Genomic DNA, 25,684 nt, shown 5'->3' on the forward strand with positions numbered 1-25,684 from the left:
AAGGTTGCTACCTGGCCATTTCTCTTCCATCATTCTAACCGAAACAAATGCCCGCTGGCAATTCTTGTTTGATGGAAACAGTCCTGGACCGGACCGGATCTTGTCACCACAAAGACAAAAAAATTTTTAACCATATACATAAAACTTGTGCTTGATTTCACGCAGTTCTTGTGCTATGATGGGAGTGACAAAAGCAGCTTAAATTGTCAACGCGCACTTGTCCCAAAGGCAGTACTTGAGGCCTTTAAGCAACGAAAGGACAGGTGGCTTTTTTTAACCGCACCTTAGTGCACTCATTCACAACTAAGAATGTATTTTATCTCACATTTTAGTCTCAGACTAAATGCAAACCTTTCTTTAATCTTTCCTTTAATTAATCCAAGCAAAATAAATATTTGAATTCAACTGGTTAAGCAACAATAAACGTAAAGCTGATCGAGTCATGCACTTTCAGTTACATGCCTTTTTTATACCCGGGTTAGTACATAAGTTCACAATTTGCCGGGAATATGATACGAAGGGGGTGGCGGGAGTTCTATCTAGCTGCACCACGTTTTCAGTGACAATGGGGAAATGCAAGCGGGGATAACTATATGCAGATTCTTTGATTAGTTCGTACATCTCCCCAAACAAGTTTGGCATATCGGGGAAATGGCTGGTCTTACCTTCTGGGGTCCTTTTTATAAGGAGGGGTTTTCATGGCCAAAACTTTAGAAGATATCACCGGGCGCGCCCGGTCCCAAACCGCCGCCCGGCCTGCAGAGGCAACCAAACCACTTGAGTTGCAAAAAGAGTTTAAGTGGGACTTGAGGCGCACCGTATTTATCGCCCTTGGCCTGGGGCTGTTTTTCCTGCTCTACTTTTTACCGCCGCTGCCGGTAGCCGTAGATCCGGCGGGCAAAGAATTCGCCCTTTCCCGGCAAGGTCAACTGGCCATCGGGCTGTTCCTTTTAGCCGGCATCTGGTGGGTGTTCGAGGTTATCCCCATCGGAGCTACCGCCCTGGCCATCGGCATTTTCCAGGCTTTATTCGGCATCCGGCCAGCCGACGTTGCCTTCAGAGATTTCATGGATCCATCGGTCTTATTCATCCTTGGTTCTTTGATGGTCGGCCTGGCCTTTACCAAGGCGGGCCTCACCAGGCGGCTGGCCTTTAAGATGCTGCAGGTTACGGGCGAAAACACAAAAATGATCCTGTTGGGAGTTTTCGTGGTCACCGTGATTCTAACCCTTTTCATGGCCCACACGGCTGTGGCCGCCACCATGTTCCCCATTTTAATGGCCATTCTGGGGCTCTACGGTACCAAAGAAGGGGAAACCAGCCGGTTCGGGAAGGCCCTGTTCATCGGCATGGCCTTTACCGCCGGAGCGGGCAGTGCGATTACTTTGCTGGGAGCCGCTCGGGGTATAGTGGCTCTGGGGTTCTACAAGCAAATTACGGGCCATGAAATCAGCTTTGCCCGTTATACCGAGGTTATGGCCCTCTACGGCTTCGCCATGATGTTTTTGATCTGGTTGCTGATGATCATCTGGTTCAGACCGGAAAAAGACCGTATTGCCGGTCTAAAGGAAAAGGTGAAAGAGCTTTCCGCCGGCCTCGGCCCCCTGACCAAACAGGAAATCTTTGTGGGTGTAGCCGTGGCGGTAGTGGTAGCTCTTTTGGCTTCGCAAAACTTCATCCCGGCCCTGAAAAGCCTGAACAAGAGCGCCATCATGCTCACCCTGGGATTGTTGTTCTTCCTGACCCGGGTATTTACCGTGGAGGATCTGGAAAAGCGGATTCCCTGGAATATCGTGCTGCTTTTCGGCGGGGCCATGTCCATCGGCTTTTGCCTGTGGCAGACCGGAGCAGCCCAGTGGATGGCTGTACACTGGCTGGGCATGTTTAAAAATGCTCCCTGGTTGATCTTCGTGCTGGCCATATTCTTCCTGGTGATGGCTATGACCAACTTCATCATGAACGTGGCCGCTATTGCCATCACCCTGCCCGTGGCCCTGATTATCGCCCAGTACCTGGGGGTCAACCCGGAATTGATCCTGTGGACCTCCCTGGCTGCCGCGGCACTGCCCTTCTGCCTGCTGGTGGGAGCGGCACCCAACGCCATCGCCTACGAATCCAAACAGTTCTCTGCCGGTGAGTTCTTCGTTGTCGGCATCCCGGCCAGTATTATGGCCCTTGTCCTGCTGGCCGTGTTTGCCCTGACCATCTGGCCGCTCCTGGGTGTGCCGGCACTGGTAAAATAAGCTGGTAAAATAAAATCAACATTGGCAAAATAAAAAATAACGTGTCGGGTGCGGGCCAGCCGTACGTATACGGCCGGCTCGCTTGCCTCAAAAGGAGGAACACAAGATGCTGCAGCAGGCCCCTGCGGTCAGCTGGAAACCCGGGGGGTTCCCCGTGGTGAGCGCGAATGCATTTATTCATGAAACTGCGGTTTTAATGGGAGACGTAGTAATTAAAGATGGGGTTGCCGTATATCCTCTGGCAGTGCTCCGGGCCGATGAAGGATTTCCCATTGTTATTGGCGAATACAGTAATGTTCAGGATGGTGTGGTCATCCATTGCCTTAAAGGCGGCAGCGTAACCGTGGGCAAAAGGTGCAGCCTGGCCCACGGGGCGATCATCCACGGACCGTGCGAAATCGGGGATGATACTTTTGTGGGGTTCAGGGCCATGGTTATGCGGAGCCGCCTGGGGAGCAGGTGTTTTGTCGGCCACGGGACTCTGATCGATGGTGTGGAAATACCCGGCGGCAGGTATATCCCCAGTCTTGCCGTGGTGACGACACCGGAGCATGTAGCCTCCCTGCCGGAGGTCTCCCCGGAACGGGCGGAATTTGCCAGGGAAGTTCTCCTGGTCAACCGGGAGCTGTGCGGCGCCTACTTAAATCTCCATAGGAGGGGTGAACTTTGTCCGAACAAACCCAGGTAATCTTTGCTACGGCTGTTTTTTTGCTCACCTACGCTGTGATTGTTTCCGAAAAAATCCACCGGGCGGTAGCCGCCCTGGTGGGAGCAGCAATACTGGCCCTCACCGGAATTTTGAACCCCGAAGAAGCGACCCACGCCATTGACTTTAACACCATCGGCCTTCTGGTGGGCATGATGATCATCGTGGGCATCACCCGCCAGACGGGGGTTTTTGAGTACCTGGCCATCAAGGCGGCCCGCCAGGCCAGGGGCGAACCCCTGCGCATCATGGCCGCCCTTTCCCTGGTGACGGCAGTCCTCTCGGCTTTTCTGGACAACGTGACCACGGTGCTGCTGATTGTCCCGGTTACCTTTGCCATCGCCGGCCAGCTGCAGATCAGCCCCATACCCTTCCTCATTGCCGAAATCATTGCTTCCAACATCGGGGGCACGGCCACACTGATCGGCGACCCGCCCAATATCATGATCGGCAGCCAGACCCACCTGGGATTCATGGATTTCGTAATCAACCTGACTCCGGTTGTGGCAGTTGTTTATATCTTAACAATTTTCTTCCTGCGCCTTATATACCGCCGCCAGCTGATGGCCCGCCCGGAACTTCAGGAAAAAATTATGCTCTTGAATGAAAGGGATGAAATCAAGGATCCCGTCCTGTTGAAAAAGTGCCTGGTGGTGCTTTTTCTAACCATAATGGGATTTGTCCTGCACCAGTACCTGCACCTGGAATCCAGTGTGATTGCCCTTTCCGGAGCCAGCCTGCTGCTGCTGATCACCCGGGAAGACCCGGAACACGCCCTGCACGCGGTGGAATGGCCGGTAATCTTTTTCTTTGTCGGCCTCTTCGTAGTGGTAGGAGCGCTGGAAAAGGTGGGGGTCATCGAGGCGGTAGCCCGCTTCTCCCTGGAAATCACCCAGGGGCAGCTGGTGCCGGCGGCCATGCTCATCCTGTGGATTTCAGCCCTGGCCTCGGCTTTTGTGGACAACATCCCCTTCGTGGCTACCATGATCCCGCTCATTCATGACATGGGGCGCCTGGGCGGGATGACAAACCTGGACCTGCTCTGGTGGGCGCTGTCACTGGGGGCCTGCCTGGGGGGTAACGGTACCATCATCGGGGCCTCAGCCAACGTGGTGGTTATCGGCATGGCGGAAAAGAGGGGGCAGCCCATCTCCTTCCTGGGCTTTATGAAGGTGGCCTTTCCGTTAATGCTCATGTCCATTGTGGTGTCCACGGTTTACCTCCTCTTCTGGTACCACTACCACGGGCCGGTATCCCTGGTAGGAACCCTGGCAGTGGCAGCCGTACTGGGGCTGGTAACCGTTCTGTTGAACAACGTGCTCTTCCGCACGGAAGGCCGGTCTGCAAAAGTGCTTTCCAAGTACAAGGAGGCTTGATTACTCCCAAACATAAAGCCCGCCGCAAAAAGGCGGGTTTTTTTAACCGCCGTTGACGATCCTGCTCAGTTCAAGAAAAAGCTCCTTGTCGCGCAAAAGACCCACCATCCGGTTATTCTCCTGGACCGGCAGGATTTCAAAACCGCTGCGGGACATGAGGTAAGCCGCCCGGCTCAAAGAATCCCGGGGTTTTAGCGATACAGGAAAGGGACGCATAACCTCCCGCACTTTTCTTTTGGCCATTTCTTGACCGCGTGAGGTAAACAGACCGTTATAGGAAGGTGGTTCTTCTGCGGGGAAGGAAATTGACCATCCGGCATAAGACTCTCTTTGGGGCAAGGGCAAGTGGGCCAGGGCCAGCAAGTGGTCAACTTTTAATAACCCAACGGGAACTTTTGCTTCCAGCACCACCAGGGGTGGAATGGCCCCTGCCCGTGACTGAAGAGCAACTCTTTTCAGCAGGCAAATGGCATCCTTTAGACTGCCATCCGCAGGAATAGTCCGGCAGGCTTCCAGGGAAACCATTAACTCCTCCACGGTCTTTTCCCGTTTAAATGACCTGGCCAGGACATCGCCGGCGGATTGTACCAACGCAGGCATCTCGAATCCCCCCTTTACCCTGCTGCTGGTGATGCTCCAGATAACTTCATTCTACCACTTTCGCCGGCTGCCTGGCAATGCAGCAGCCTAACCATCAGCACTGTTCTGGTTACTATTTCCACCTTTGTTTTCTTCTAACCCTTTATCTTTTTCAGGGTCCAGATCACGAGCGCTGGTGCCAGGAAGGTCTTTGTTGTCACGAAGTTCTCGATTATCATTATCATGCAGGTCTTTACCATCTGGTTCCTCGTTCTTAATGTTACGTTCTTTGATGCCATTATGTTCCTGATCATAGCCATGCGGAGGAACTCCCTGAACGCGCAGGCCGGGCAGTCCCCGGGCATCGTCAGGTAACACCGGTCTAACAGGGACACTTGTTTTTTGCCCCGGGGTACCGGCACCGGGGTGCATCCGGGGGGTTTTATCCTCCGTTATGGAAACCCGCTCAAGACCTTTGTTATTTACCAAACCGGGTGAACGATGATTACTCCTGGCTTCAGGACCCGGTTGGGAGACCGGTTTGGGCAGATCCACCCACCCGGTGTAGCCGTGTTTGCCCAGCACTTCCCCGATCACTATGCCCTTCTTTTTCTCCAGGCTGGCCATACCTTCCCGTTTTAATTCTTCCAGGCCAATATCCAGACCCTTTTTGCTCCCCTCCACATGAATTAGATAACGGCCCGTAGACAGACCGAGCTTGCGGGCCTGCTGGCGGATCTCCGGTGTAGCGGTTTCCACCACCACCTCGGCCGGCACTCCCGTCGATTGCAGGGACTTAACGATGGTTTGGTATATCTTCCCCGGCTGTAGCGCCAGCGCCTGTCCATTTTTCGTGGTAATGGTGGTCAGCACGACGTTATTTTGAGACGGAAGGAGATAGTTGGACTGGACCGCCCGGGTAAGTATGGAGTCAATGGCCTCTTCCACAGGACGGCCAAGAACTGCGGCCCGGGACAGCAGGATTTCCCCCGCGGCATTCAAGCCTTTAGCCTCACACACATATTCCCGCCGGTCCAGGGTCATTTCCACACTTGGGTTGATGTCCATGGAAACAAAGGCCACCGCCTGGGTCAACCAGCCATGATACAGAAGACCTGCACCCAGGAGAATCAACAGGCACGCAGCGGCCATCAAAGACTGCCAGAAAATAGTACGCCTGCGTGGAATATAGCAAATCTCTTCACCCAGACGCACTCCGCCGGGGGGCAGGGGGATTTCCTGGAACTGGGCGTCCGGGGTGAGAACGATACATGTTTTGGCCTTGATCTCCACGACGATGCCGGTAATCATTTTCTTCAATCTCCTTTACCGCTGGCTCTTAAATAATGACAAAGGTATAAAAATTCATGGCAATGATGCCATAAGAGGGCCATGGCAATGATATATTTACGTCCCCGCTCCAGGGTTTTGCGGTGCACACCGGTAAGCAGGGAAAGCTCCTTTAAGGGCAATTTTTTTGTTTTCATCAGGTGTTGGAAAAGGGAATCATCGGCAGCCAGGCGACGGGAAACTCCCAGCAAAACCCGTCGCGCATCCTGATGCCTGGGTGCACAGCGTACCAGTTCGGAAAAGGAGATCTCAAATTCGGCCAGGATTTTAGCATAGTCCCTGATCTCTTCTTCCCTTTCCCGGGCTGCCTCCCGGGCAAGGTAATCCTGCCAGGCCAGCGATGACTCAAGGGGGCTGACGGACAGGTCCTCCTGTTCACTGTTCAGTGACCCGGCCAGGTGGGCGGATGCCCTTGCTTCCTTGCGCAGGTAATCAGTAATACGGCTCTTAATCATGAGCCGGGCAAAAGCTAAAAAGGGCACCTTCCGGTCTTCTTCGTAACGGTCAATAGCTTCATTAAAAGTAATGAAGGCAATGCTCAACTCGTCATCAAAACCCCATTCCAGATGCCGGCGGCAAAACCCGGCAGTGACCCGGGCAATGAAGGGGCGGCACTCAGCCAGCAATCTTTCCCGGGCCGTACCATCCCCTGACCTGGCCAGGGCAAGGAGGTAATCTAAATCCTCCACCGGCAGCACCATCCTTCAGGTCCCCATGATTCACCCCCGGTCTGCCCAACGTCTATTACTTTATTACTACGCGGCAGCCGCTCTTTTTTGGGGAGCATGGGGGGCTGTAATTTAATGGTAATGATAAAGGGGTGCAGGATTTTTCCTTCACCCCTTTTATTTCCTTAAAATATTCGACTTCAACGTCCCTTTTCCTGCCTGAAGATGTTTTCCACTTTCACCTCCTTCAGGCGCTGTCCCATCCGTGTCCAGAGCACAGGCGCGACACTCCTCACAACTGCGTTTTTGAGTGGTGGGGGTCAGGGAGACATGCACCCGGCAAACATGACAATCGCTTGTGCCCGGACGGCAGGGCTCGGTGTGGATAAGTACGCTGGCTCCGGCCAGCTGCCGGCGGATATCGTCTTCTATGGCGTCACAGAGCTGGTGTACCTGGGCGATAGGACGGTAACCGGGAACCACCAGGTGAAAATCTATGTGGCGGTCCGGACCCGCCCGGCGGGTACGCAGGTCGTGGAACTGGACAAATTCACCGGCATAGGAGGTCAGAACCTGCCGGATTAACTGTTCTTCATCGTCGGGAAGGCGGGCATCAACAATGCTGCCCCAGGAACCCCGCAGGAGATCATAAGCCGCTTTGAAAATGAACAGGGAAACGGCCAGGGCAATCAGGGGATCCAGGATGTACCAGCCGGTCAGTTGAATGGCCAGCATGGCCATAAACACTCCCGCCGAAGTATAGACATCGGTACGCAAGTGCCAGGCATCGGCTTCCAGGGCCGGGGAACCGGTGCGCCTGGCGGTACGCATCAAAAGGCTGGAGATGACCAGGTTGACGGCTGCCGACAGCCCCATCACCGCCATGCCAAGGCCCAGGTGGTGCACCTCCCGGGCACCCAGGAGTTTGGGAATGGACTGGAGTACGATCATGATCCCGGCAGCGACAATTAACAGCGCTTCAATAATGGCAGCCACATTCTCAAACTTACCGTGGCCGTAATTATGCTCAGCATCAGCCGGGCGGGAGGATTGCCGCACCGAGGCAAAGGCAATTAGCGCCGCCATCAGGTCAAGACCTGAGTGCAATGCTTCAGAAATAACTGCTACCGAATTCATGGCCAGACCTACAGCCAATTTGCCGCCGGTGAGCAGGGTATTTGAGATGACCGAAAGCATGGCAATCTTTATTTTCTCGTCCAAGCCCACCACTCCCATAAAAAACAGACCCGGGGCCATCATCCCGGAAGCCGAAATGAAGTCCCACGGGTGAAACCGTTACCTTAAAAAGGGCCGGCCTGCTGGTTCGTTCCGGTTATATATCGATAGTATAGCATAGCGCCTCTTTTAAGGGCAACCGGGAGCAAAAAAATTTCCCGGCCTTTTACACTTGCCTGCCGTTTGCACGCACTCGCTCCCCACAGGGGCATTTACACTTAGCCGTACGGGGATGAACCGTCCTCCTCTTTTTTGCTATGCTCAATGCCCACGTCGATGCGTTCGTAGGGTGCGCTTTCGTCATCATAGCCGCGCCGATTCTCGTAAATCACACCGTCATCGCCTATCTCGTACGGGATGTTTTCTACCTCTTCCACGTACCCCCGGTCCTCCTCGGCCAGTTCATTGGAACCGTAGTAAGCCCCGGCTTCAGCCTGCTCGGCATGTTCAAAATAACGTGCCACCTCCTGCCAGGAGTCTTCCAGGTCATACATTACACTTTCCATGTCTTCTTCAAAGCTGGTGTTATAAAGATCCTTAATGACTTCCTCCTCTATGGGACGGTAGGAGCTAACCGGACGCTTTTCATCCTGCAGGCGGCAACGATAACAAACGGTAGTATAGGGAATGGCCTCCAGCCTTTCCGGGTCAATGGCCGCCCCGCAGATGTCGCAAATGCCGTATGTGCCCCGGTCAAGCCTGGCCAGCGCTTCATCAATGGCGCGAATCTTGATTTTGGCATCTTCCCGCAGGGCGAAATCCTTGCTGCGCTCAAACATTTCCGTGCCGATGTCGCCCGGGTTGTTGTCGTAGAGAGATAATTCACCAATGGAATCGGCCATGGAAGTGGCCAGGCCACCCTCGTTGATGCCTTTGATCAGCTCCAGCTGTCTTTGTTTTTCTTCTTCCAGGCGGCGGCGTATCCCCGCCAGTTGTTGTGCATCCACCATAAATCCTCCTATCTGCAGCAAGGGGTAGTATACTGTCAACCGGTGCTCTCCCTTAGGGGCCGCCCAGGCGGCTCTGGACAATGGCCACAATCTCGGCGATGAAGCCGCCGATTACCGGCAAGTTAAGCATCACCAGCCGCTGCAAAATCATAATCAGGATGGCCCCCAGCAGGGCAAAACCCACGGCTACCCCCACACCCCGGGCCAGGCCGGAAAGAAAATTGACGTAGAGCAGCCTCCCGGGCTGTTCTAAAAGCTGAACATACTCGGCCAGTTTCATCTTTTCCATGTTAATGGATAGCTCGGTGATTTTGTCCCGCAGGGCCTCCAGAATGCGCCTTTCCCTTTCATCCACCGGGACCAGCCTCCCGTGAGCATGGTTTAATTTTAATTTTCCCCGTGCGGTTAACGCTAAACAAAAAACTTTCATTCCCGGGCCGAGGCAAAAATAAAAAAGCGGCGGCATTTTGCCACCGCAAAACCCGCCTAAGCCCTGGCTTCCTTTACTTTGGCCCGCTTTTCCATAAGCTTGAAGTCCACCCACAGGGGGCTGGCGTTGCAGATGGAGGAGTAGGCACCGCTGACCACACCGATAAGCATGGCCAGGACAAAGTTGCGGATGGTGCTGCCGCCCAGGAAATAAAGGGCCACCAGCACAAAAACTACCGTCAGCACCGTGTTAATGGACCGGGTCAGGGTTTGCCACAGGCTGGCGTTAACCACATCTTCCAGGCTTTCCCCTTTTTTGCGGGTCAGCATGTTCTCCCGGATGCGGTCGAAAATAACAATGGTGTCGTTAATAGAGTAACCGATAATGGTTAAAAGGGCTGCCACAAAGGCACTGTCGACCTCAATCCGGAAAAGGGAGAAAATACCGGTAACCACCAGGGTGTCGTGCAACAGCGCGATAATGGCCGCAATCCCCTGCTTGAATTCAAAGCGTAAAGTGATGTAAATAACCATCAGCACCGAAGCAATTAACAGGGCCAGGATGGCCTTGGTGGTCAACTCACGGCCGATGGTGGGACCGACAGACTCATTGCGCAAAACAGTGTTCTTGCCCAGCTCACTGAGAGCCGCGATCAGCTTGTCCGATTCGTCCTGGGTCAAATGCCGGGTGCGGATGATGTAATCGGTAGTGCCGCTTTTTTGAATGCCCCGGCTGATCTCCAGCCCCTGGGCGGCTACCACCTGCCGCACCTTTTCCACCGGCACCGGTTCGGCAAAACGGACCTCCAGCAAGTTGCCGCCGGTGAAATCAATGCCAAGATTCAACCCCTGAAGCATAAGGGAGATCAATCCGGGCAAAATAACCGCAATAGATATGGCATACCAGATTTTCCGCAGCTTAATGAAATGCATGTCCTTTACACCCCCCTATGCCCCATAAGCTTTCGCGTTTCTCACCAGGCCGCTTGCCGCCACCAGGTGCAACAGCCATCGGGTGACGGTGATGGCCGTAAACATGCTGGCCACAATACCGATCCCCAGGGTAATGGCAAAGCCCCGGATGGGACCCGTGCCGAAGAAGTAGAGCACCACGGCGGCAATGAGGGTGGTGGCGTTGGCATCAAAGATGGCGGTAAAGGCCCGCTTGAACCCGGCATCAATGGCCGAGCGCAAACTCTTGCCCGTCCGCAGTTCCTCCTTCAGGCGCTCGAAAATAATCACGTTGGCATCAACGGCAATACCCAGGGACAACAGGAAGGCGGCGATGCCCGGCAGGGTCATGGTCACATGCAGACCCACGTAAATGGCCAGGACAATCAGGGCGTAGATCAAAAGGGCGAAATCGGCCACCAGTCCCGGCAGGCGGTAGTACATGACCATGAAGATTAAAATAGCCAGCACACCCACCAGTCCGGCATGCTTGGATTTTTCCAGGGAGTCGGCTCCCAGGGCCGGCCCAATTCCGCGTTTTTCGGCCACCTCCACCTTTACCGGCAGGGCGCCGGAACGCAGCAGGATGGCAATGTTGTGAGCCTCCTCCAGGGACTGGTAACCCGTAATCTGGGCTTTGCCGTTGGGAATGGGTTCCTGGACAACGGGAGTCTGCAACACCTGTCCATCCAGAATGATGGCTATGGGTTTGCCCACGTTGGCCGCCGTTGCCTCGGCAAACTTTTTGGCCCCAGCGGCATTAAAGGTGAGATCTACTTTGATCTGCCCCGAAGTCGGGTCCTTGGATTCAATGGCATCTTTCAGGTCGGCCCCGGTAACCACCGTTTTCCCGTCCATGGTTTTAAACTCCAGGTAGGCCGTTTTCACCATAGTGCGCACGGCTTCTTCGGGGTCTATCCTGCCCGCGATTTCCACAATCAACCGGTCCCGCCCCTGCTGCTGGATAACCGGTTCCGCCACCCCGAACTGGTCTACGCGGCGTTGAATTACGGCCATCAGCTGCTTCATTGTATCGGGGGTAACCTTCACTTCGGGGGTGTCTTTAGCCTCCAGGACCACATGAACCCCGCCCTGCAGGTCCAGTCCCAGGGTAATGTCCTTTACTAGAGGCAGGTATTTTCCCAGATAGGGGTTGTTCTTAAAAACCGGCGATACTGCGGCCACTGTAGCCAGGGCCACAATCACCACGATGCCTGCAAGAATAAAAATCTTGTTCCACTTCATGGCCAAATCCCCTCTCAGACTGCACTAGAGCAACTTGGAACCGTTTATGATCAGCTCAAAATTACACTGCAAAAAGTTGGCTGCCCGCCGGCAAAGGGTCATCCGGGTAAGGAAGATTTCAAAATACTCCATAACCGGGCAGATATTAATGTCAATGGTGAGATCCATGGTAATGGTCCGTTTTTCCTTGTCCACCCAGATAAAGGCATGTTCCACGGCATAGTTTACCCGGTCGTGTATATCAAAGGTGGCAAAGTCCTGGTTGCGCACCCGGGAACGGTGAACGTCGGACTTGTCGGCCACAATCAGGGCTGCCGCCACATTGTTGACCGGCTGGCCGTACTGCTCCTCGTGGTTGGCGATGGCCGAGATTACCTTAGCAATCTCATCGGGGTGCATGCCCATGCTGTTCAAAATAGAAAAGGCCAGGACCGCCCCGGAAATACCATGGTCGTTCCTGCTAACTACATTGCCTATGTCATGCAGGTAACCCGCGATAGCCGCCAGCTCGGCTTCCCTTTCGGGGTACCCCAGCCGTTCCAGGATACTGCGGGCGATACTGCTCACCAGGTTTAAATGCCGGTAGCTGTGCTCGGTAAAACCCATTACTCCCAGGTACTCATTTCCCTTGCGGATGAAGCTGTCCACGATCGGGTTGTTTTTGATATCTTCCAGGGTAATCAAAGAGTCCCCATCTCCTTAACCATAAGAACCCACTTGCGCCAGGTATTTTTAGCCAATACCATGTTTACGGAGAAAAAGAGTAGGAATGGCCTACTCTTCCGGGAAACCAGGGTTATTTTTCCTCTTCTTCCTCCCGTGGTCTGACCTGGGCAACGGCAGTTTTTAGGATTTCGATCCGCACATTATCCGCCACCCGCACCACCAGGGTATCATCCTTTATCTTGACTATGGTACCATAGATACCGCCGATCGTCACAATGGGATCATTTACCTTCAGGTTACGGATCATTTCCATGTGCTTTTTCTGCCGTTGCTGCTGGGGGCGAATGAGCAGGAAATAAAGCAGGGCAAACAGGGCTACAATGTAGAGCAACGAAACGACCTGCTGGTTCATATAAGACCTCCTTTCTCCTGACAAGTTATTATTCGTGCCGGAAAGGCAATTCCCTTTTAAGATAAGGAGAAAAATTTAATTTTTGTTCCAGCGGGCCAGAAATGCCTCTTTATACTCGTAGAAATTGCCTTCTAAGATAGCCCGGCGAATACTTCTCATCAACTCGAGAACAAAATGCAGGTTATGGATGGTGGTCAGGCGAATGCCCAGCACCTCATTGGCCTTGATCAGGTGGCGAATGTAGGCCCGGGTAAAGTGCCGGCAGGCATAACAATTGCAATCCGGGTCCAGGGGGCGAAAGTCCCGGGCATATTCGGCATTGCGCACCACCAGTTTTCCTTCACGGGTAAAAACGGTCCCGTTACGAGCAATCCGGGTGGGCAAAACACAATCAAACATATCCACCCCCCGGGCCACCCCTTCCAGCAGGCAGTCGGGCGACCCCACACCCATCAAATAACGGGGCTTCTCCCTGGGAAGCAGGGGAACGGTATAATCCAGAACTTGATACATGATATCCTTAGGCTCCCCCACACTGAGCCCCCCGATACCGTATCCGGGAAAATCCAGCGCCACCAAATCATTGACACTTTTTTCCCGCAGGTCCCGGTGCACCCCTCCCTGGACAATGCCAAACAGAGCCTGGTCCTCCCGCCGCCTGGCCTCTTTACAACGCAGCGCCCAACGGCTGGTCCGTTCCATGGCTTCCCGCGCTTCCTCATAGGTGCAGGGATAGGGGGCACACTGGTCAAAGGCCATGGCGATGTCCGAACCCAGGGCTTCCTGAACGGCCACCGCCTTTTCCGGGCTAAAAAAGTGCTCGCTCCCGTCGATGTGAGAACGAAACCAGACACCATCTTCCTCAATGCGGCGCAAAGGAGCCAGGCTGAAAACCTGAAACCCTCCGCTGTCGGTGAGGATGGGGCCATCCCAGCCCATAAAGCGGTGCAGCCCCCCGGCCTCTTGAATCAGGTCGGGGCCGGGACGCAGATACAGGTGATAGGTATTGCTCAGGATCAGCCTTCCACCCAGGTCCCACACTTCCTGGGGAGTCATGGTTTTCACCGTGGCCTGGGTACCCACGGGCATAAACACCGGGGTTTCTACGTCCCCCCGGAGGGTGTGGAGCACCCCCGCCCGGGCTCCGGTGCGGGCATCTTCCTTGATGATGGAAAAGCTAACGGTCACGGATCTCTCTACCTCTCTAAATAATCAGCATGGCATCGCCGAAACTGAAGAAGCGGTAGCGCATTTCCACCGCCGTGCGGTAGGCGTTTAAAATTGTTTCCCGGCCCGCAAAGGCGCTGACCATCATTAAAAGGGTGGATTTAGGCAGGTGGAAGTTGGTCACCAGGGCGTCCACCGCCTTAAACCGGTAGCCGGGATAGATGAAGATATCCGTCCACCCCGTCCCGGGCCGGATTTGACCGTCGGTGTCCGCCACCGTCTCCAGGCACCGGGTGGTGGTCGTGCCTACGGCCACCACCCGGCCGCCCCGGGCGCGGGCCGCATTTATGGCCCGGGCGGCTTCTTCAGTAACCTCGTAATATTCGGCATGCATGTGGTGCCGGGTGATATCCTGGACCCTCACCGGCCGGAAGGTACCCAATCCCACGTGCAACAGCACCCGGACCAGCTGCACGCCCCTGGCTTCAATCCTGTCAAGCAATTCCGTGGTAAAATGCAACCCGGCGGTGGGAGCCGCGGCGGACCCCTCCTGCCGGGCGTAAACTGTCTGGTAACGCCCGGGATCTTCCGGATACTTTTTAATGTAGGGAGGCAGGGGCATCTTGCCCAGCCGGGACAGCACCTCCTCAAAGGGAAGGGCCGAGGCAAAGGACACTACCCGGCCGCCCGCGGCAGTGACACCTTCTATAAGACCTTCGGCCAGGCCGTCGCCAAAGATCAGGCGGGTACCGGGCCTTAACCGCCGCCCCGGCCGGACCAGCGCCTCCCATCGCCGTTCGTCCAGCGGCCTGAGAAGTAGAACCTCTACTTCTGCCCCGCCCTGGGCTTTGCGGCCCGTCAACCGGGCCGGAATGACCCGGGTATCATTAATCACCAGCACATCCTGTGGTGAAAGGTATTCCACGATGTCCCGGAACAACCGGTGTTCTATGCGCCCATCATCCCGGAACAACACCATCAAGCGGGACTCGTCCCTGCGGGGAGCAGGGTCCTGGGCTATTAGTTCCGGCGGCAGGTAGTAATCAAAGTCATTCAATTGCAAGCCCAAAAAACCATCACCCAAACTTTAAGCGCCATAATTAGAAACTATCTGGACACCTGCATAATAGTATTTCAAGATTTCCTGGTAACTATAACCCTGGGAAGCCATGCCAAGGGCTCCGTACTGGGACATACCCACGCCGTGTCCCCAACCGCTGCCCCGGAAAGTGACCTTTAATAAACGGGGGCGATTATCCTGCTGACCCTGACCGGGTACGACCTGGGTTTCCGCGGGCTGCTGCCCCGATACCCCGTTACCTGTCATTATCTTTTCCATGGTAAAACAGGCGCTTTTTAATCCCAGGGCGCGGCGCACCTCATCGGCTTTTCCTTTAAGGGGATCCCTGCCGATTTCGATGGTTAAAGGTTGGCCGTCCAGGCCTAAACCGCTAACCGCAAGGCATTTTACCCGCTGGCCAGTGGAAGTACGCTCCTTTTCTACTAAATCGTAAATTTCACTGAAGCGGTAGCCCGACGCAGCCAATTGCTCCTTGAGCTGCTCGGCAGTGTAAGTCCTGGTCCAGTCGTAATGCTTGTTCTGGGGGTTGCGATCGAACGGGTCCGGCCGGGCACGCAGGTAATCCACCTGGTTTTTCCAGATGTCCTCACTATTCTCGGTGTACCCGCCGCTTGAGCTATGAAAAACGGCACTGATGGGCCGGTCGCGGTAGGTTACTACAATTCCCCTGGTTTCATCCACCGCTTTGCTTGCGGCGGGATGCTCACCATCGTATCCCCGGTATACCTGGCTTGCCTGGGTGGCCAGCACATCAAAGCCCTGGCTCGCGTAGGTCCCCATTTGGGCCAGGACATAACTGCGGGCGGCCACCGCCTGGGCCTTCAACGCTTCCCCAGGCCAGTGGGCAGGCATCTCCGCCGGCACAACCCCGTAAAGGTATTCTTCGATGGGCAGCTGGTTAACCACCGTGATCCCCTTGTCATCCAGGCGGAACTCCATATTACCCCTGTAACGGCGGGCCTGATCCCCCTGGTAGAGGGTAACCAGGTTCAGCCCCCCGGCAGGGGCAATTTTTTTCATTTGCCCGCCGGCACCCATTACGCTGACGCCCGCCAGATTATCGAGCACGACCTTCTTGCCGTTTGCCCCCAGGGCGTGCAGGCCGCCCTCCCGCTCTATTTGTTTTCCTGTCCCCGAAAGAACGTCCACCTGTAATACTTTGCCCCGTACCACCAAAGGGCCGGTAAAGCAACCAATCCGGTTACCATCCCTGTACAATTCCAGGCCGCTGGGGGAAAAGCACACTTCCCAGCGCTGTCCGGAAACAACCTCAGATATGGTCTTGCTGGTATAATAATCAACCAGTTGATAATGTCCCGTTACTGAAAACGCAATTTGACTGGCCTGCTGTACAAGGCCAACCCGGACGTCATGAGGTGCCACCACGACCTCCCCCAATACCGGCCAGGCGGGATAGCCCAACAGGGCCAGCAGTCCTAAAAGAAGAATAACTGAACTTAAGCGCTTTTTAAACACTAAACACAAACCCCCTGGAGGTAAAATTATCCCCATCCAGGTAAGTTCGACAGGTTCACTCAGTTTCCTGCCATTAGGAGCTAACGTCGAAAAATAAGGTTTAGAATTAATGTAAGGACAATGCTCAAGATAATGGAAGTAACAATGGGGAAGTAAAAGGTAAAATTACCTTTTTGGATGAAAATGTCTCCAGGGAGACGGCCCAGGTGGAAGAGCCTCTCCGATGCCATGAGCAGGCCGCCGATGACCAGCAGGAGGATACCCATCAGGGCGAGCATTTTGCCTAAACCGTCCATCATTTCTCTTCACCTGCACCTTCTCTTCTGGAAGAACGGTAGTAGCGCTCCTTTTCACTATATATGCACCCGCAATACTGCTGGCGATACATACCCAACTCCCTGGAACGGGTAACGGCTTCCTTGAAACCGGGACGAAAATCTACATAGTAAAAGGGTACCCCCGACTCCTCGCTTACGGCCTCACCGATTTCCCGGAGCAAGTCGTGTTTTTGAAAGGGGCTGACCAGCAGGGTGGTGGTAAAGGCATCAAAACCTCCCCGTCTGGCCACCCGGGCCGCCTGCCGCAGGCGCAGGGCATAACAGAACTGGCAGCGCCGGGCTTCCCGGTGAACCACCATCTGCAGAAATTGTTCCAGGGGGTAATCGTCGTCAAAAATTACAGGGAGTTCTTGTTCCCGGGCGTATTTTTCCAGTGTTTCCCTGCGCTTTTGCCACTCGGTGAAGGGGTGGATGTTGGGGTTGAAGAAGTAGCCGTGAACCGTGTGGCCCTCCCGGCGCAGGTAGTCCAGGGGGTAGATGGTGCAGGGGCCACAGCAGGTATGCAGCAGTATTTTCATTGGACATCACCCTGTTAGATATTGCACATACTGCCTGGCGGCGGTCGTCCCCCGTCGCTTAAATGCTCCTTTAGTGACGAACGCCGCTCATGTTCACTTTGTGACGGCGACACCTACTACAATATTACCACAGGCTGGCTTGAACAGGATCTCGTTTTAAAGGTAAGCCGAGGTGTTTGTAGGCCGCAGGGGTGGCCACCCGCCCCCGGGGTGTGCGGGCCAGGAGTCCTGTTTGCAAAAGGTAGGGCTCAAAAACATCCTCCAGGGTGCCCGCTTCTTCCCCGGCAGCTGCCGCCAGGGTATCCAGGCCCACAGGCCCGCCGTTAAACTTCTCTATAATTATGTGCAGCAGACGCCGGTCGGTATGATCCAGGCCCAGGGGGTCCACCTCCAGGAACTGCAGCGCCTTCACGGCTACTGCCCGGGTGATTATGCCTCCGGCCCGGACCTGGGCGTAATCCCGCACCCGCTTTAACAGACGATTGGCCACCCGGGGTGTTCCCCTGGACCGCCGGGCAATTTCTAAAGCCCCCTCCGCTTCTATAGGAATCCCGAGAATATGGGCCGAACGGGAGATGATCTGCACCAGCTCGTTGACCTCGTAATATTCCAGCCGGCATATTACCCCAAAGCGATCCCGCAGGGGAGATGTAAGCAGGCCGGCACGGGTGGTAGCGCCAATCAAAGTAAACCGGGGCAGCTCCAGGCGTAAGGAACGGGCCCCCGGCCCTTTACCAATGACAATGTCCAGGGCAAAGTCCTCCATGGCCGGGTACAGTATTTCCTCCACCGGCCGGCTCAGGCGGTGGACCTCGTCAATAAATAAAACATCTCCCAGGGAGAGATTGGTTAGAATGGCTGCCAGATCACCGGGGCGTTCTACGGCCGGGCCGGATGTGACCCGGATGCCCACCCCCAGCTCGCTGGCGATGATGCCGGCCAGGGTAGTTTTGCCCAGTCCAGGGGGGCCAAATAAAAGTACGTGATCCAGCACTTCCCCCCGCTCCCTGGCCGCGCTTATAAAAATGGACAGGCTTTCTTTAATTTTTTCCTGGCCGATAAAATCCTGCAGCCGCCGTGGCCGCAGGGTGTATTCGCTTTCCCTGTCCTCCGACCGAAAGGCAGCGGAAAGCAGCCTTTCTTCCAAGGGTAAACACCCCCATCACCGGTCAAGCGTTTTTTTGCCGGCCCAGCCACTGGAGGGCGGACCGCAGCAACTCTTCGGTAGAACCGGAAGCGGCCTGCTGGCGGACCTGCCGCACGGCCCGGCGGGCCTCCATCTGAGCGTAACCCAAAGCCACCAGGGCAGCTACGGCTTCCCCCTCGTTCCCCGGAGTACCTGTTTCACCTGTATCATCTGTACCGTCAGCCTCGAAAACCATGTCTGCCAGCTTGTCCTTCAACTCCAGGATAATGCGCCGGGCCGTTTTTTTGCCTATCCCGGGAACGGCTGTAAGAATGTTTTCATTTTCCTCCACCACCGCCCGTCGCAAAGTGCCGGGAGTTACCGTAGAGAGAATAGCCAGGGCCGCCCGGGGACCTACGCCGGCCACGTTTAACAAACTGCGAAAGGTTTCCAGCTCCACCCGGCTGGAAAAACCAAAGAGTGCCGGCCCGTCTTCCCGCCAGATTAAATGGGTATACAGGCGCACCGGCTGCCCTTTTGGCGGAAGATGGCTCACCATGGACAGGGGTACCCGCACCAGGTACCCTACCCCATGCACATCCACAATGATGCCATCATCCTGTATTTCCAACAGATTACCATTGAGAAAGGCAATCATGCAAGGGTTTTCCTCCCTTTTGCCTCCGGTGAACTAAAACATTATTTTTCTCCTACCGAGCCGGTGGGCATGACAGATGGCCACCGCCAGGGCATCGGCGACATCATCGGGGCGGGGGATCTCGGGCAGGCATAAGAGAGCCCGCACCATGTACTGGACCTGCTCCTTGGCCGCCCGGCCGTAACCAACCACCGCCTGTTTGACCTCCAGCGGAGTATACTCGGCTACTTCCAGGCCGGCATTGACGGCGGCCAGAAGAGTTACCCCCCGGGCCTGTCCCACGGCCAGGGCAGTGCGGGTATTTTTGTTAAAAAAAAGTTCTTCCACGGCAAATTGTTGGGGTTGATATAGTTTAAGCACCAGTTCCAGCTGCCGGTAAAGATGCTGCAACCGGGAAGGCATAGGCATACCAGCTTGTGTTGTAATGCAATCGTAGGCTACCACCGTCAGCCGGTTTCCCTGTAGTTCAATTATGCCATAGCCGGTGATGGCCGTACCCGGATCAACACCAATAATCCGCATAGAACCCTCTCCCCCTCTAAAAAATTCCACACCACCCGCCCGGGCTCCTGCCATCAAGTCAAAAATCAAGTCCGGGATTAGTCCCGGACTCCGTTGCTTCATCCAGGTTTTCCAGCATGGCGTTTACCGCCTGCTCCGATGGAAACTCCAGTTCCGCCCGCAAAATGGCCTGGGTTTCCGGATCCTGGCGGTTAAAATCGCCCGCCTTGTGCAACTTCAGCTGTAAATCGGGGTGCAATTCGGCTACGGGCATGTTTTTCTCCACCCGGAGCAGTTTTTCATCGTAACCCAGGGGTCCTTCGTATACGGCCAGATAGCCTTCATGAACACCCAGGTGACGGTAGTTCTTGTGTTCCGGGCAGAAATCCTTGACCCGCTGCCTTAATATTAACATCCTGCCCTGCTCCTCCATGCTCCATCCCTCGGTCGAGGGATAACGCCTGGCCAGGTCTGCCCGGTCTAACCCGAGCAGTTCCCGGGGAGCACGACCCAAAAAGACAATGTGGATGTCACCGCAAAGATATTCTTTTTCTTCCTGGACAAGGGTGTCGCTTCTTACCGGCAGGACGGACTGGTCGTCTGATTTAAAGACGGCCAATCCGGGCTTGATTGATGGCTCTCCCAGCAAGTTCAAGCCCAGATAGACTGTGATGGCCACTCCAAGCATAATCAGTAATCCCGCGAAGGCATAGAAAAGCCTTTTGAGCATGGTTCCGGACACTCCTTAAACACAGCAGTGGTTACCGATTATATTATTGCCACTTTTTGCCGGAACCATACTTTCTCTAGCTTTTATTCCTTAATAGTCCTCCAGTTCAAAGTTGGCGTACACTTCCTGGACATCGTCGTGATCTTCCAGGGCATCCATCAAACGCATCATTTGCTCCGCCTCTTTGCCGGTAAGCTTAACCGTGCTCTGGGGAACCATGGTAACCTGGGCCTCGACGATGGGTACGCTCTTTTCCACCAGGGCCCGGCGCACCTGTTCAAAATCCTCGGGAGCGGTAATGATTTCGAACTCGTCCTCTTCGGTTTTCACATCTTCGGCCCCCGCCTCCAGGGCGTTGAGCATTAACTCATCCTCATCCAGGCCGTCTTTTTCCACCACGATAACGCCCTTTTTGGAAAACATCCAGGAGACGCAGCCGGCTTCCCCCAGATTACCGCCGTGACGGGAGAAAAGGTGCCGGATCTCTCCGGCGGTGCGGTTCCGGTTATCGGTCATGATCTCCAGCATAACCGCCACCCCACCGGGACCGTAGCCCTCGTAAATCAGTTCCTCGTAGTTGGCCGCGCCCAATTCACCGGTGCCTTTCTGAATGGCCCGTTGAATATTCTCGTTGGGAATATTGGCTTCTTTAGCCCGCTGTATTGCCGCTTTCAGCCTGGGGTTGGCGTCGGGATCTCCGCCTCCCAGACGAGCCGCCACGATAATTTCCCTGGACAAGCGGGTAAAAAGCTTGCCCCTCTGGGCATCTACCTTGGCCTTTTTCCGTTTGATGGTTGACCATTTGGAATGACCGGACATCTCTTACTGAAACCTCCTCCCCTACCAAAAGCACCGGGGGCCTGTTAGTCATTTAAGATAATATCATATATTACTGGAACGGCGATCGGCCCTGCCCACCATAAAAGCTCTGGTTACTTTAAGTCTAAAAAAGACTAAAAGGGCGGCAGGACCGGCATCTGCTTTTTGTGGGCATTTTTAGTCGCGAGACGCTTGACAACCTCCCGTACCCGGTCGTCAGCCTTCCCGGTAAGGATGAATTCATCCAGTTCCTGGTATGTTATACCCATTTCCGCCTCGTCGTTTTGCCCGGCCCACAAACCGGCAGAAGGAGGCTTTTCTATAATACGCCGCGGTATTCCGAGGTATTCGGCCAGCTCATAAACCTGGCGCTTGACGAGGTTGCCAATGGGTAAAAGGTCCACTCCTCCGTCACCATATTTGGTGAAATAGCCGACGGTTAGTTCACTGCGGTTGCCCGTCCCGGCAACCAGATATTGCAGCCGGGAAGCATAAAAATAAAGCGTGATCATGCGCAGCCTTGGCTTGATGTTAATAATGGAAAGATCCTTTTTCTCCACGTTGTAATCTTCACCGGTCAGAAGGCGAACCAGAAGGGCAAAGGGTTCGTCGAGCACGATTTCCTTAAGAGGAATATCAAAGGTCCTGGCCACCAGCCTGGCGTCCTCCGCATCCAGGGGACTGCTGTAGCAGGGCATGATTACCCCCAGGACGTTATCCGGGCAGGCCCGCTTGCATAATACAGCCGTAACAGCGGAATCAATACCGCCGCTCAAGCCTACCACATAACCCCGGGCGCCCCTTTCAGTGACCTGTTCCCTGAGCCATTCGGTTAACCGCTGCGCGAGCAGATGCAAACCCAATCCCCCCGTTGTAAAAAATCTTAGCTTTTATCATACCACGCGGCTCTGGATAAAGCAATTGCCCTATGATTTGAGGCATGCCATTATTTGCCATACGATGTATGCAGAAGCTTTTTCCTTCTCGGAAACTTAAGGGTACATTAACATCATGACCCGAGGTCGAACCAGTATCCGGTTCTTAATACATGCAAATACCCCCGGGTTATAGACCGGGGGTATGAAAAATATTTTCCGGCAGCGACCTACTCTCCCAGGGGTTGACCCCCAAGTACCATCGGCCCTGGAGGGCTTAACTTCCGTGTTCGGGATGGGAACGGGTGTTTCCCCTCCGGCATGGCCACCGGAAATTGGTCGTCAGTCGTCTGATGTCAGAGGTCAGAATCTGATTTCACAACCTCTGTTTTCATCCTGGTCCTGCCAAAATTCCCTCAAAACTTCACAGCGAAGTGTCTTTCGTCCAGGTCAAGCCCTCGACCTATTAGTACCGGTCCGCTCAACCGGTTACCCGGCTTACACGCCCGGCCTATCTACCTGGTAGGTCAAGCCCTCGACCTATTAGTACCGGTCCGCTCAACCGGTTACCCGGCTTACACGCCCGGCCTATCTACCTGGTAGTCTTCCAGGGGTCTTACTGGATTAACTCCATGGGAAACCTTATCTTGAGGGGGGCTTCGCGCTTAGATGCTTTCAGCGCTTATCCCCACCAGACTTGGGTACCCAGCGCTGCCCCTGGCGGGACAACTGGTACGCCAGCGGTCTGTCCATCCCGGTCCTCTCGTACTAGGGACAGCTCCTCTCAAGTTTCCTGCGCCTGCGACGGATAGGGACCGAACTGTCTCACGACGTTCTGAACCCAGCTCACGTACCGCTTTAATGGGCGAACAGCCCAACCCTTGGGACCTACTCCAGCCCCAGGATGCGATGAGCCGACATCGAGGTGCCAAACCTCCCCGTCGATGTGAACTCTTGGGGGAGATAAGCCTGTTATCCCCGGGGTAGCTTTTATCCGTTGAGCGACGGCGCTTCCACTCGCTACCGCCGGATCACTAAGCCCGACTTTCGTCCCAGCTCGACCGGTCAGTCTCGCTGTCAAGCTCCCTTCTGCCTTTGCACTCTTACGCGCGATTTCCAACCGCGCTGAGGGAACCTTTGGGCGCCTCCGTTACCTTTTAGGAGGCGACCGCCCCAGTCAAACTGCCCACCTGACACTGTCCATGTACCGGCCTTCACGGTACCCTGTTAGAACTCCAATACCACAAGGGTGGTATCCCAAGGTCGGCTCCACCAAGGCTGGCGCCCTGGCTTCCCTGCCTCCCACCTATCCTGTACATGCAATACCGAAGTCCAATGTCAGGCTGCAGTAAAGCTCCACGGGGTCTTTCTGTCCCGTCGCAGGTAACCCGCATCTTCACGGGTACTACAAGTTCGCCGAGCCCCTCGTTGAGACAGCGCCCAAGTCGTTACGCCTTTCGTGCGGGTCGGAACTTACCCGACAAGGAATTTCGCTACCTTAGGACCGTTATAGTTACGGCCGCCGTTTACTGGGGCTTCGGTTCAGAGCTTCTCCTCGCGGATAACCCTTCCCCTTAACCTTCCAGCACCGGGCAGGCGTCAGCCCCTATACTTCATCTTTCGATTTAGCAGGGACCTGTGTTTTTGGTAAACAGTCGCTTGGGCCTCTTCTCTGCGGCCCCCTCGCGCTCCAGTAGTTTTTACCTTCACGCTACCGGGGCACCCCTTCTCCCGAAGTTACGGGGTCATTTTGCCGAGTTCCTTAACGAGGGTTCTCTCGCGCGCCTGAGGATTCTCTCCTCGCCTACCTGTGTCGGTTTGCGGTACGGGCACCGGTATTCCTCGTTAGAGGTTTTTCTTGGCAGTTTGGGTTCAGCCACTTCGGTACTTTTATTTCCCTCCCCATCACCTCTCGGGCTTACCGTGGGACGGATTTGCCTGCCCCACACCCTACCGGCTTGGACGCGCTTTTCCAGCCGCGCGCTTGGCCTACCCTCCTGCGTCACCCCATCCTCAACCGGCCTACCGGTGGCATCGGATTCTCAACCGATTCCCCATCACCTACGCCTTTCGGCCTCGGCTTAGGCCCCGGCTTACCCTGGGCGGACGAGCCTTCCCCAGGAATCCTTAGGCTTTCGGCGGGCAGGATTCTCACCTGCCTTTTCGCTTACTTATACCGGCATTCTCACTTCCCACCAGTCCACCACACCTCCCAGTGTGACTTCTACCCGGTGGGAACGCTCCCCTACCACCTGAGAGGTGAGATGTGAGAAGTGAGATGTGAGAATCGTCATTCCCACTTCCAACCTCTCACCTCTCACCTCTCAGATCCGCGGCTTCGGTGCGGTGCTTGAGCCCCGTTTCATTTTCGGCGCAGGGCCACTTGACCAGTGAGCTATTACGCACTCTTTGAATGATGGCTGCTTCTAAGCCAACATCCTGGTTGTCTTCGCAGCCCCACATCCTTCCCCACTTAGCACCGCTTCGGGACCTTAGCCGGCGGTCCGGGCTGTTCCCCTCTCGACTACGGATCTTAGCACTCGTAGTCTGACTCCCATACATCAAGTGTCCGGCATTCGCAGTTTGATTGGGTTCGGTAACCCGCGAAGGCCCCTAGCCCAGTCAGTGCTCTACCTCCGGCACTCTCGTATGAGGCTAGCCCTAAAGCTATTTCGGGGAGAACCAGCTATTTCCGGGTTCGATTGGCATTTCACCCCTACCCACACCTCATCCACCGCCTTTTCAACGACGGTTGGTTCGAGCCTCCACGTAACTTTACTTACGCTTCACTCTGGACATGGGTAGCTCACCCGGTTTCGGGTCTACTCCAGCGGACTACTCGCCCTATTCAGACTCGCTTTCGCTACGGCTCCGGCCTTCCCAGCCTTAACCTCGCCCGCTAGACGTAACTCGCCGGTCCGTTCTACAAAAAGTACGCCGTCACGCGTGTCCCCACGCGCTCCGACTGCTTGTAGGCATACGGTTTCAGGTTCTCTTTCACTCCCCTCCCGGGGTGCTTTTCACCTTTCCCTCACGGTACTCGTCCACTATCGGTCGCTTTGGGTATTTAGCCTTGGAAGGTGGTCCTCCCTGATTCCCGCAGGATTCCACGTGCCCCGCGGTACTTGGGATCCTCCCTGCACTGCTTCCCTTTTCGCCTACAGGGCTTTTACCTTCTGCGGCGGGGCTTTCCAGCCCCCTTCGGCTAAGTTCCGCAGTACTTTCACGGGAGTCCCGCAACCCCGCAAAGTGTTCCCACTTCGCGGTTTAGGCTGTCCCCTCTTCGCTCGCCGCTACTACGGGGATCGCTTTTGCTTTCTTTTCCTCCGGGTACTAAGATGTTTCAGTTCCCCGGGTGCCCCTCCTGTACCTATGGATTCAGTACAGGATGACGGGGGTTCTCCCCCGCCGGGTTGCCCCATTCGGATATCCACGGATCTACGCCTGCTTGCGGCTCCCCGTGGCTTTTCGCAGCTTGCCACGTCCTTCTTCGGCCCAAAGCGCCAAGGCATCCACCGTATGCCCTTCCTAGCTTGACCTCGACGAACTCTCCTCTCCGCTGTGAAGTTTTCAAGGAACATCTT

Annotated in this window: 24 protein-coding genes and 2 rRNA genes; 3 read left to right on the forward strand and 23 right to left on the reverse strand. The window is 55.2% G+C overall.

The annotated features are described in order from the left end of the window. Positions 1–698 precede the first annotated feature (698 nt). The 3 genes from D7024_RS11915 to D7024_RS11925 all read left to right on the forward strand — a co-directional run bounded on the left by D7024_RS11915 (position 699) and on the right by D7024_RS11925 (position 4,325). On the forward strand, positions 699–2,243 hold the full coding sequence (locus D7024_RS11915; protein WP_121452005.1) for an SLC13 family permease: 1,545 nt from the start codon (positions 699–701) through the stop codon (positions 2,241–2,243). A gap of 106 nt (positions 2,244–2,349) precedes the next feature. Further along, positions 2,350–2,931: an LbetaH domain-containing protein gene (locus tag D7024_RS11920; protein ID WP_121452006.1), complete on the forward strand. Its 582-nt coding sequence runs from the start codon at positions 2,350–2,352 to the stop codon at positions 2,929–2,931. Beyond that, positions 2,910–4,325 carry an ArsB/NhaD family transporter gene (locus D7024_RS11925; protein WP_121452007.1) on the forward strand — a complete coding sequence of 472 codons (1,416 nt, stop codon included), beginning with the start codon at positions 2,910–2,912 and terminating at the stop codon, positions 4,323–4,325. The genes D7024_RS11920 and D7024_RS11925 overlap by 22 nt, the downstream gene beginning before the upstream one ends. Positions 4,326–4,367: 42 nt before the next feature. On the opposite strand, the gene D7024_RS11930 is transcribed toward D7024_RS11925, so the two are convergent. From D7024_RS11930 to D7024_RS12040, 23 genes are all read right to left on the reverse strand, one after another. Continuing rightward, entirely contained in the window at positions 4,368–4,925 is a 558-nt protein-coding gene (locus D7024_RS11930) for a CBS domain-containing protein (RefSeq protein WP_121452008.1), read from the reverse strand. An 87-nt stretch (positions 4,926–5,012) separates the two neighbouring features. Then, on the reverse strand, positions 5,013–6,215 hold the full coding sequence (locus tag D7024_RS11935; protein WP_121452009.1) for an anti-sigma factor domain-containing protein: 1,203 nt from the start codon (positions 6,213–6,215) through the stop codon (positions 5,013–5,015). A gap of 5 nt (positions 6,216–6,220) precedes the next feature. Then, positions 6,221–6,943 (reverse strand): sigma-70 family RNA polymerase sigma factor, encoded by a 723-nt coding sequence (locus D7024_RS11940; RefSeq protein WP_121452565.1) that lies wholly within the window; start codon positions 6,941–6,943, stop codon positions 6,221–6,223. Between the two features lie 156 nt (positions 6,944–7,099). Then, complete coding sequence (locus D7024_RS11945; protein ID WP_243113773.1) at positions 7,100–8,143, reverse strand: cation diffusion facilitator family transporter; 1,044 nt, start codon at positions 8,141–8,143, stop codon at positions 7,100–7,102. Between the two features lie 233 nt (positions 8,144–8,376). Continuing rightward, positions 8,377–9,147 (reverse strand): TraR/DksA C4-type zinc finger protein, encoded by a 771-nt coding sequence (locus tag D7024_RS11950; protein ID WP_243113774.1) that lies wholly within the window; start codon positions 9,145–9,147, stop codon positions 8,377–8,379. A gap of 13 nt (positions 9,148–9,160) precedes the next feature. After that, positions 9,161–9,463 (reverse strand): DUF5665 domain-containing protein, encoded by a 303-nt coding sequence (locus D7024_RS11955; protein ID WP_121452566.1) that lies wholly within the window; start codon positions 9,461–9,463, stop codon positions 9,161–9,163. A 131-nt stretch (positions 9,464–9,594) separates the two neighbouring features. Beyond that, entirely contained in the window at positions 9,595–10,470 is an 876-nt protein-coding gene (secF, locus tag D7024_RS11960) for a protein translocase subunit SecF (RefSeq protein WP_121452011.1), read from the reverse strand. 15 nt (positions 10,471–10,485) lie between these two features. Further along, positions 10,486–11,733 carry a protein translocase subunit SecD gene (gene secD, locus D7024_RS11965; RefSeq protein ID WP_121452012.1) on the reverse strand — a complete coding sequence of 416 codons (1,248 nt, stop codon included), beginning with the start codon at positions 11,731–11,733 and terminating at the stop codon, positions 10,486–10,488. Between the two features lie 24 nt (positions 11,734–11,757). Beyond that, positions 11,758–12,417, reverse strand: a complete 660-nt coding sequence (locus D7024_RS11970; RefSeq protein WP_121452013.1) for an HD domain-containing protein — start codon at positions 12,415–12,417, stop codon at positions 11,758–11,760. 112 nt (positions 12,418–12,529) lie between these two features. Continuing rightward, positions 12,530–12,811: a preprotein translocase subunit YajC gene (gene yajC, locus D7024_RS11975; RefSeq protein WP_121452014.1), complete on the reverse strand. Its 282-nt coding sequence runs from the start codon at positions 12,809–12,811 to the stop codon at positions 12,530–12,532. 75 nt (positions 12,812–12,886) lie between these two features. Next, complete coding sequence (tgt, locus tag D7024_RS11980) at positions 12,887–13,999, reverse strand: tRNA guanosine(34) transglycosylase Tgt (RefSeq protein ID WP_121452015.1); 1,113 nt, start codon at positions 13,997–13,999, stop codon at positions 12,887–12,889. A 16-nt stretch (positions 14,000–14,015) separates the two neighbouring features. Next, positions 14,016–15,041 (reverse strand): tRNA preQ1(34) S-adenosylmethionine ribosyltransferase-isomerase QueA, encoded by a 1,026-nt coding sequence (gene queA, locus D7024_RS11985; RefSeq protein ID WP_121452567.1) that lies wholly within the window; start codon positions 15,039–15,041, stop codon positions 14,016–14,018. Between the two features lie 24 nt (positions 15,042–15,065). Then, positions 15,066–16,535 (reverse strand): SpoIID/LytB domain-containing protein, encoded by a 1,470-nt coding sequence (locus D7024_RS11990; protein WP_165859357.1) that lies wholly within the window; start codon positions 16,533–16,535, stop codon positions 15,066–15,068. Between the two features lie 80 nt (positions 16,536–16,615). After that, the gene (locus D7024_RS11995; RefSeq protein ID WP_121452017.1) at positions 16,616–16,834 is read right to left on the reverse strand and encodes a DUF2905 domain-containing protein; all 219 of its coding nucleotides are present in this window, start codon (positions 16,832–16,834) and stop codon (positions 16,616–16,618) included. Beyond that, the gene (locus D7024_RS12000) at positions 16,831–17,391 is read right to left on the reverse strand and encodes an epoxyqueuosine reductase QueH (protein WP_121452018.1); all 561 of its coding nucleotides are present in this window, start codon (positions 17,389–17,391) and stop codon (positions 16,831–16,833) included. The genes D7024_RS11995 and D7024_RS12000 overlap by 4 nt, the downstream gene beginning before the upstream one ends. Positions 17,392–17,515: 124 nt before the next feature. Next, positions 17,516–18,538: a Holliday junction branch migration DNA helicase RuvB gene (gene ruvB / locus D7024_RS12005; RefSeq protein ID WP_121452019.1), complete on the reverse strand. Its 1,023-nt coding sequence runs from the start codon at positions 18,536–18,538 to the stop codon at positions 17,516–17,518. 22 nt (positions 18,539–18,560) lie between these two features. After that, positions 18,561–19,175, reverse strand: a complete 615-nt coding sequence (gene ruvA / locus D7024_RS12010) for a Holliday junction branch migration protein RuvA (RefSeq protein ID WP_121452020.1) — start codon at positions 19,173–19,175, stop codon at positions 18,561–18,563. Positions 19,176–19,208: 33 nt separating this feature from the next. After that, positions 19,209–19,697, reverse strand: coding sequence for a crossover junction endodeoxyribonuclease RuvC (ruvC, locus tag D7024_RS12015; protein ID WP_121452021.1), 489 nt, complete (start codon positions 19,695–19,697; stop codon positions 19,209–19,211). A gap of 58 nt (positions 19,698–19,755) precedes the next feature. Further along, the gene (locus tag D7024_RS12020; RefSeq protein WP_121452022.1) at positions 19,756–20,406 is read right to left on the reverse strand and encodes a hypothetical protein; all 651 of its coding nucleotides are present in this window, start codon (positions 20,404–20,406) and stop codon (positions 19,756–19,758) included. A gap of 90 nt (positions 20,407–20,496) precedes the next feature. Continuing rightward, a complete protein-coding gene (locus D7024_RS12025; protein ID WP_121452023.1) occupies positions 20,497–21,225 on the reverse strand; it encodes a YebC/PmpR family DNA-binding transcriptional regulator in 729 nt (242 codons plus the stop codon). A gap of 134 nt (positions 21,226–21,359) precedes the next feature. Continuing rightward, entirely contained in the window at positions 21,360–22,082 is a 723-nt protein-coding gene (gene nadE, locus D7024_RS12030; RefSeq protein WP_121452024.1) for an NAD(+) synthase, read from the reverse strand. Positions 22,083–22,317: 235 nt separating this feature from the next. Next, positions 22,318–22,433: ribosomal RNA gene (gene rrf, locus D7024_RS12035) — 5S ribosomal RNA — on the reverse strand. Between the two features lie 190 nt (positions 22,434–22,623). Further along, positions 22,624–25,639, reverse strand: a 23S ribosomal RNA gene (locus D7024_RS12040). Between the last annotated feature and the right edge of the window lie 45 nt (positions 25,640–25,684).

The sequence above is a fragment of the Desulfofundulus salinus genome (assembly GCF_003627965.1).
In the GTDB taxonomy this organism is placed as follows: domain Bacteria; phylum Bacillota; class Desulfotomaculia; order Desulfotomaculales; family Desulfovirgulaceae; genus Desulfofundulus; species Desulfofundulus salinus.

Coding starts and splice junctions, on each gene's coding strand:
- D7024_RS12000 (WP_121452018.1), bottom strand. CDS start 17,391: ATGAAAATACTGCTGCATACCTGCTGTGGCCCCTGCACCATCTACCCC.
- D7024_RS11920 (WP_121452006.1), top strand. CDS start 2,350: ATGCTGCAGCAGGCCCCTGCGGTCAGCTGGAAACCCGGGGGGTTCCCC.
- D7024_RS11935 (WP_121452009.1), bottom strand. CDS start 6,215: ATGATTACCGGCATCGTCGTGGAGATCAAGGCCAAAACATGTATCGTT.
- ruvC (WP_121452021.1), bottom strand. CDS start 19,697: ATGCGGATTATTGGTGTTGATCCGGGTACGGCCATCACCGGCTATGGC.
- D7024_RS11930 (WP_121452008.1), bottom strand. CDS start 4,925: ATGCCTGCGTTGGTACAATCCGCCGGCGATGTCCTGGCCAGGTCATTT.
- D7024_RS12025 (WP_121452023.1), bottom strand. CDS start 21,225: ATGTCCGGTCATTCCAAATGGTCAACCATCAAACGGAAAAAGGCCAAG.
- D7024_RS11915 (WP_121452005.1), top strand. CDS start 699: ATGGCCAAAACTTTAGAAGATATCACCGGGCGCGCCCGGTCCCAAACC.
- D7024_RS12020 (WP_121452022.1), bottom strand. CDS start 20,406: ATGCTCAAAAGGCTTTTCTATGCCTTCGCGGGATTACTGATTATGCTT.
- ruvA (WP_121452020.1), bottom strand. CDS start 19,175: ATGATTGCCTTTCTCAATGGTAATCTGTTGGAAATACAGGATGATGGC.
- secF (WP_121452011.1), bottom strand. CDS start 10,470: ATGCATTTCATTAAGCTGCGGAAAATCTGGTATGCCATATCTATTGCG.
- secD (WP_121452012.1), bottom strand. CDS start 11,733: ATGAAGTGGAACAAGATTTTTATTCTTGCAGGCATCGTGGTGATTGTG.
- D7024_RS11995 (WP_121452017.1), bottom strand. CDS start 16,834: ATGATGGACGGTTTAGGCAAAATGCTCGCCCTGATGGGTATCCTCCTG.
- yajC (WP_121452014.1), bottom strand. CDS start 12,811: ATGAACCAGCAGGTCGTTTCGTTGCTCTACATTGTAGCCCTGTTTGCC.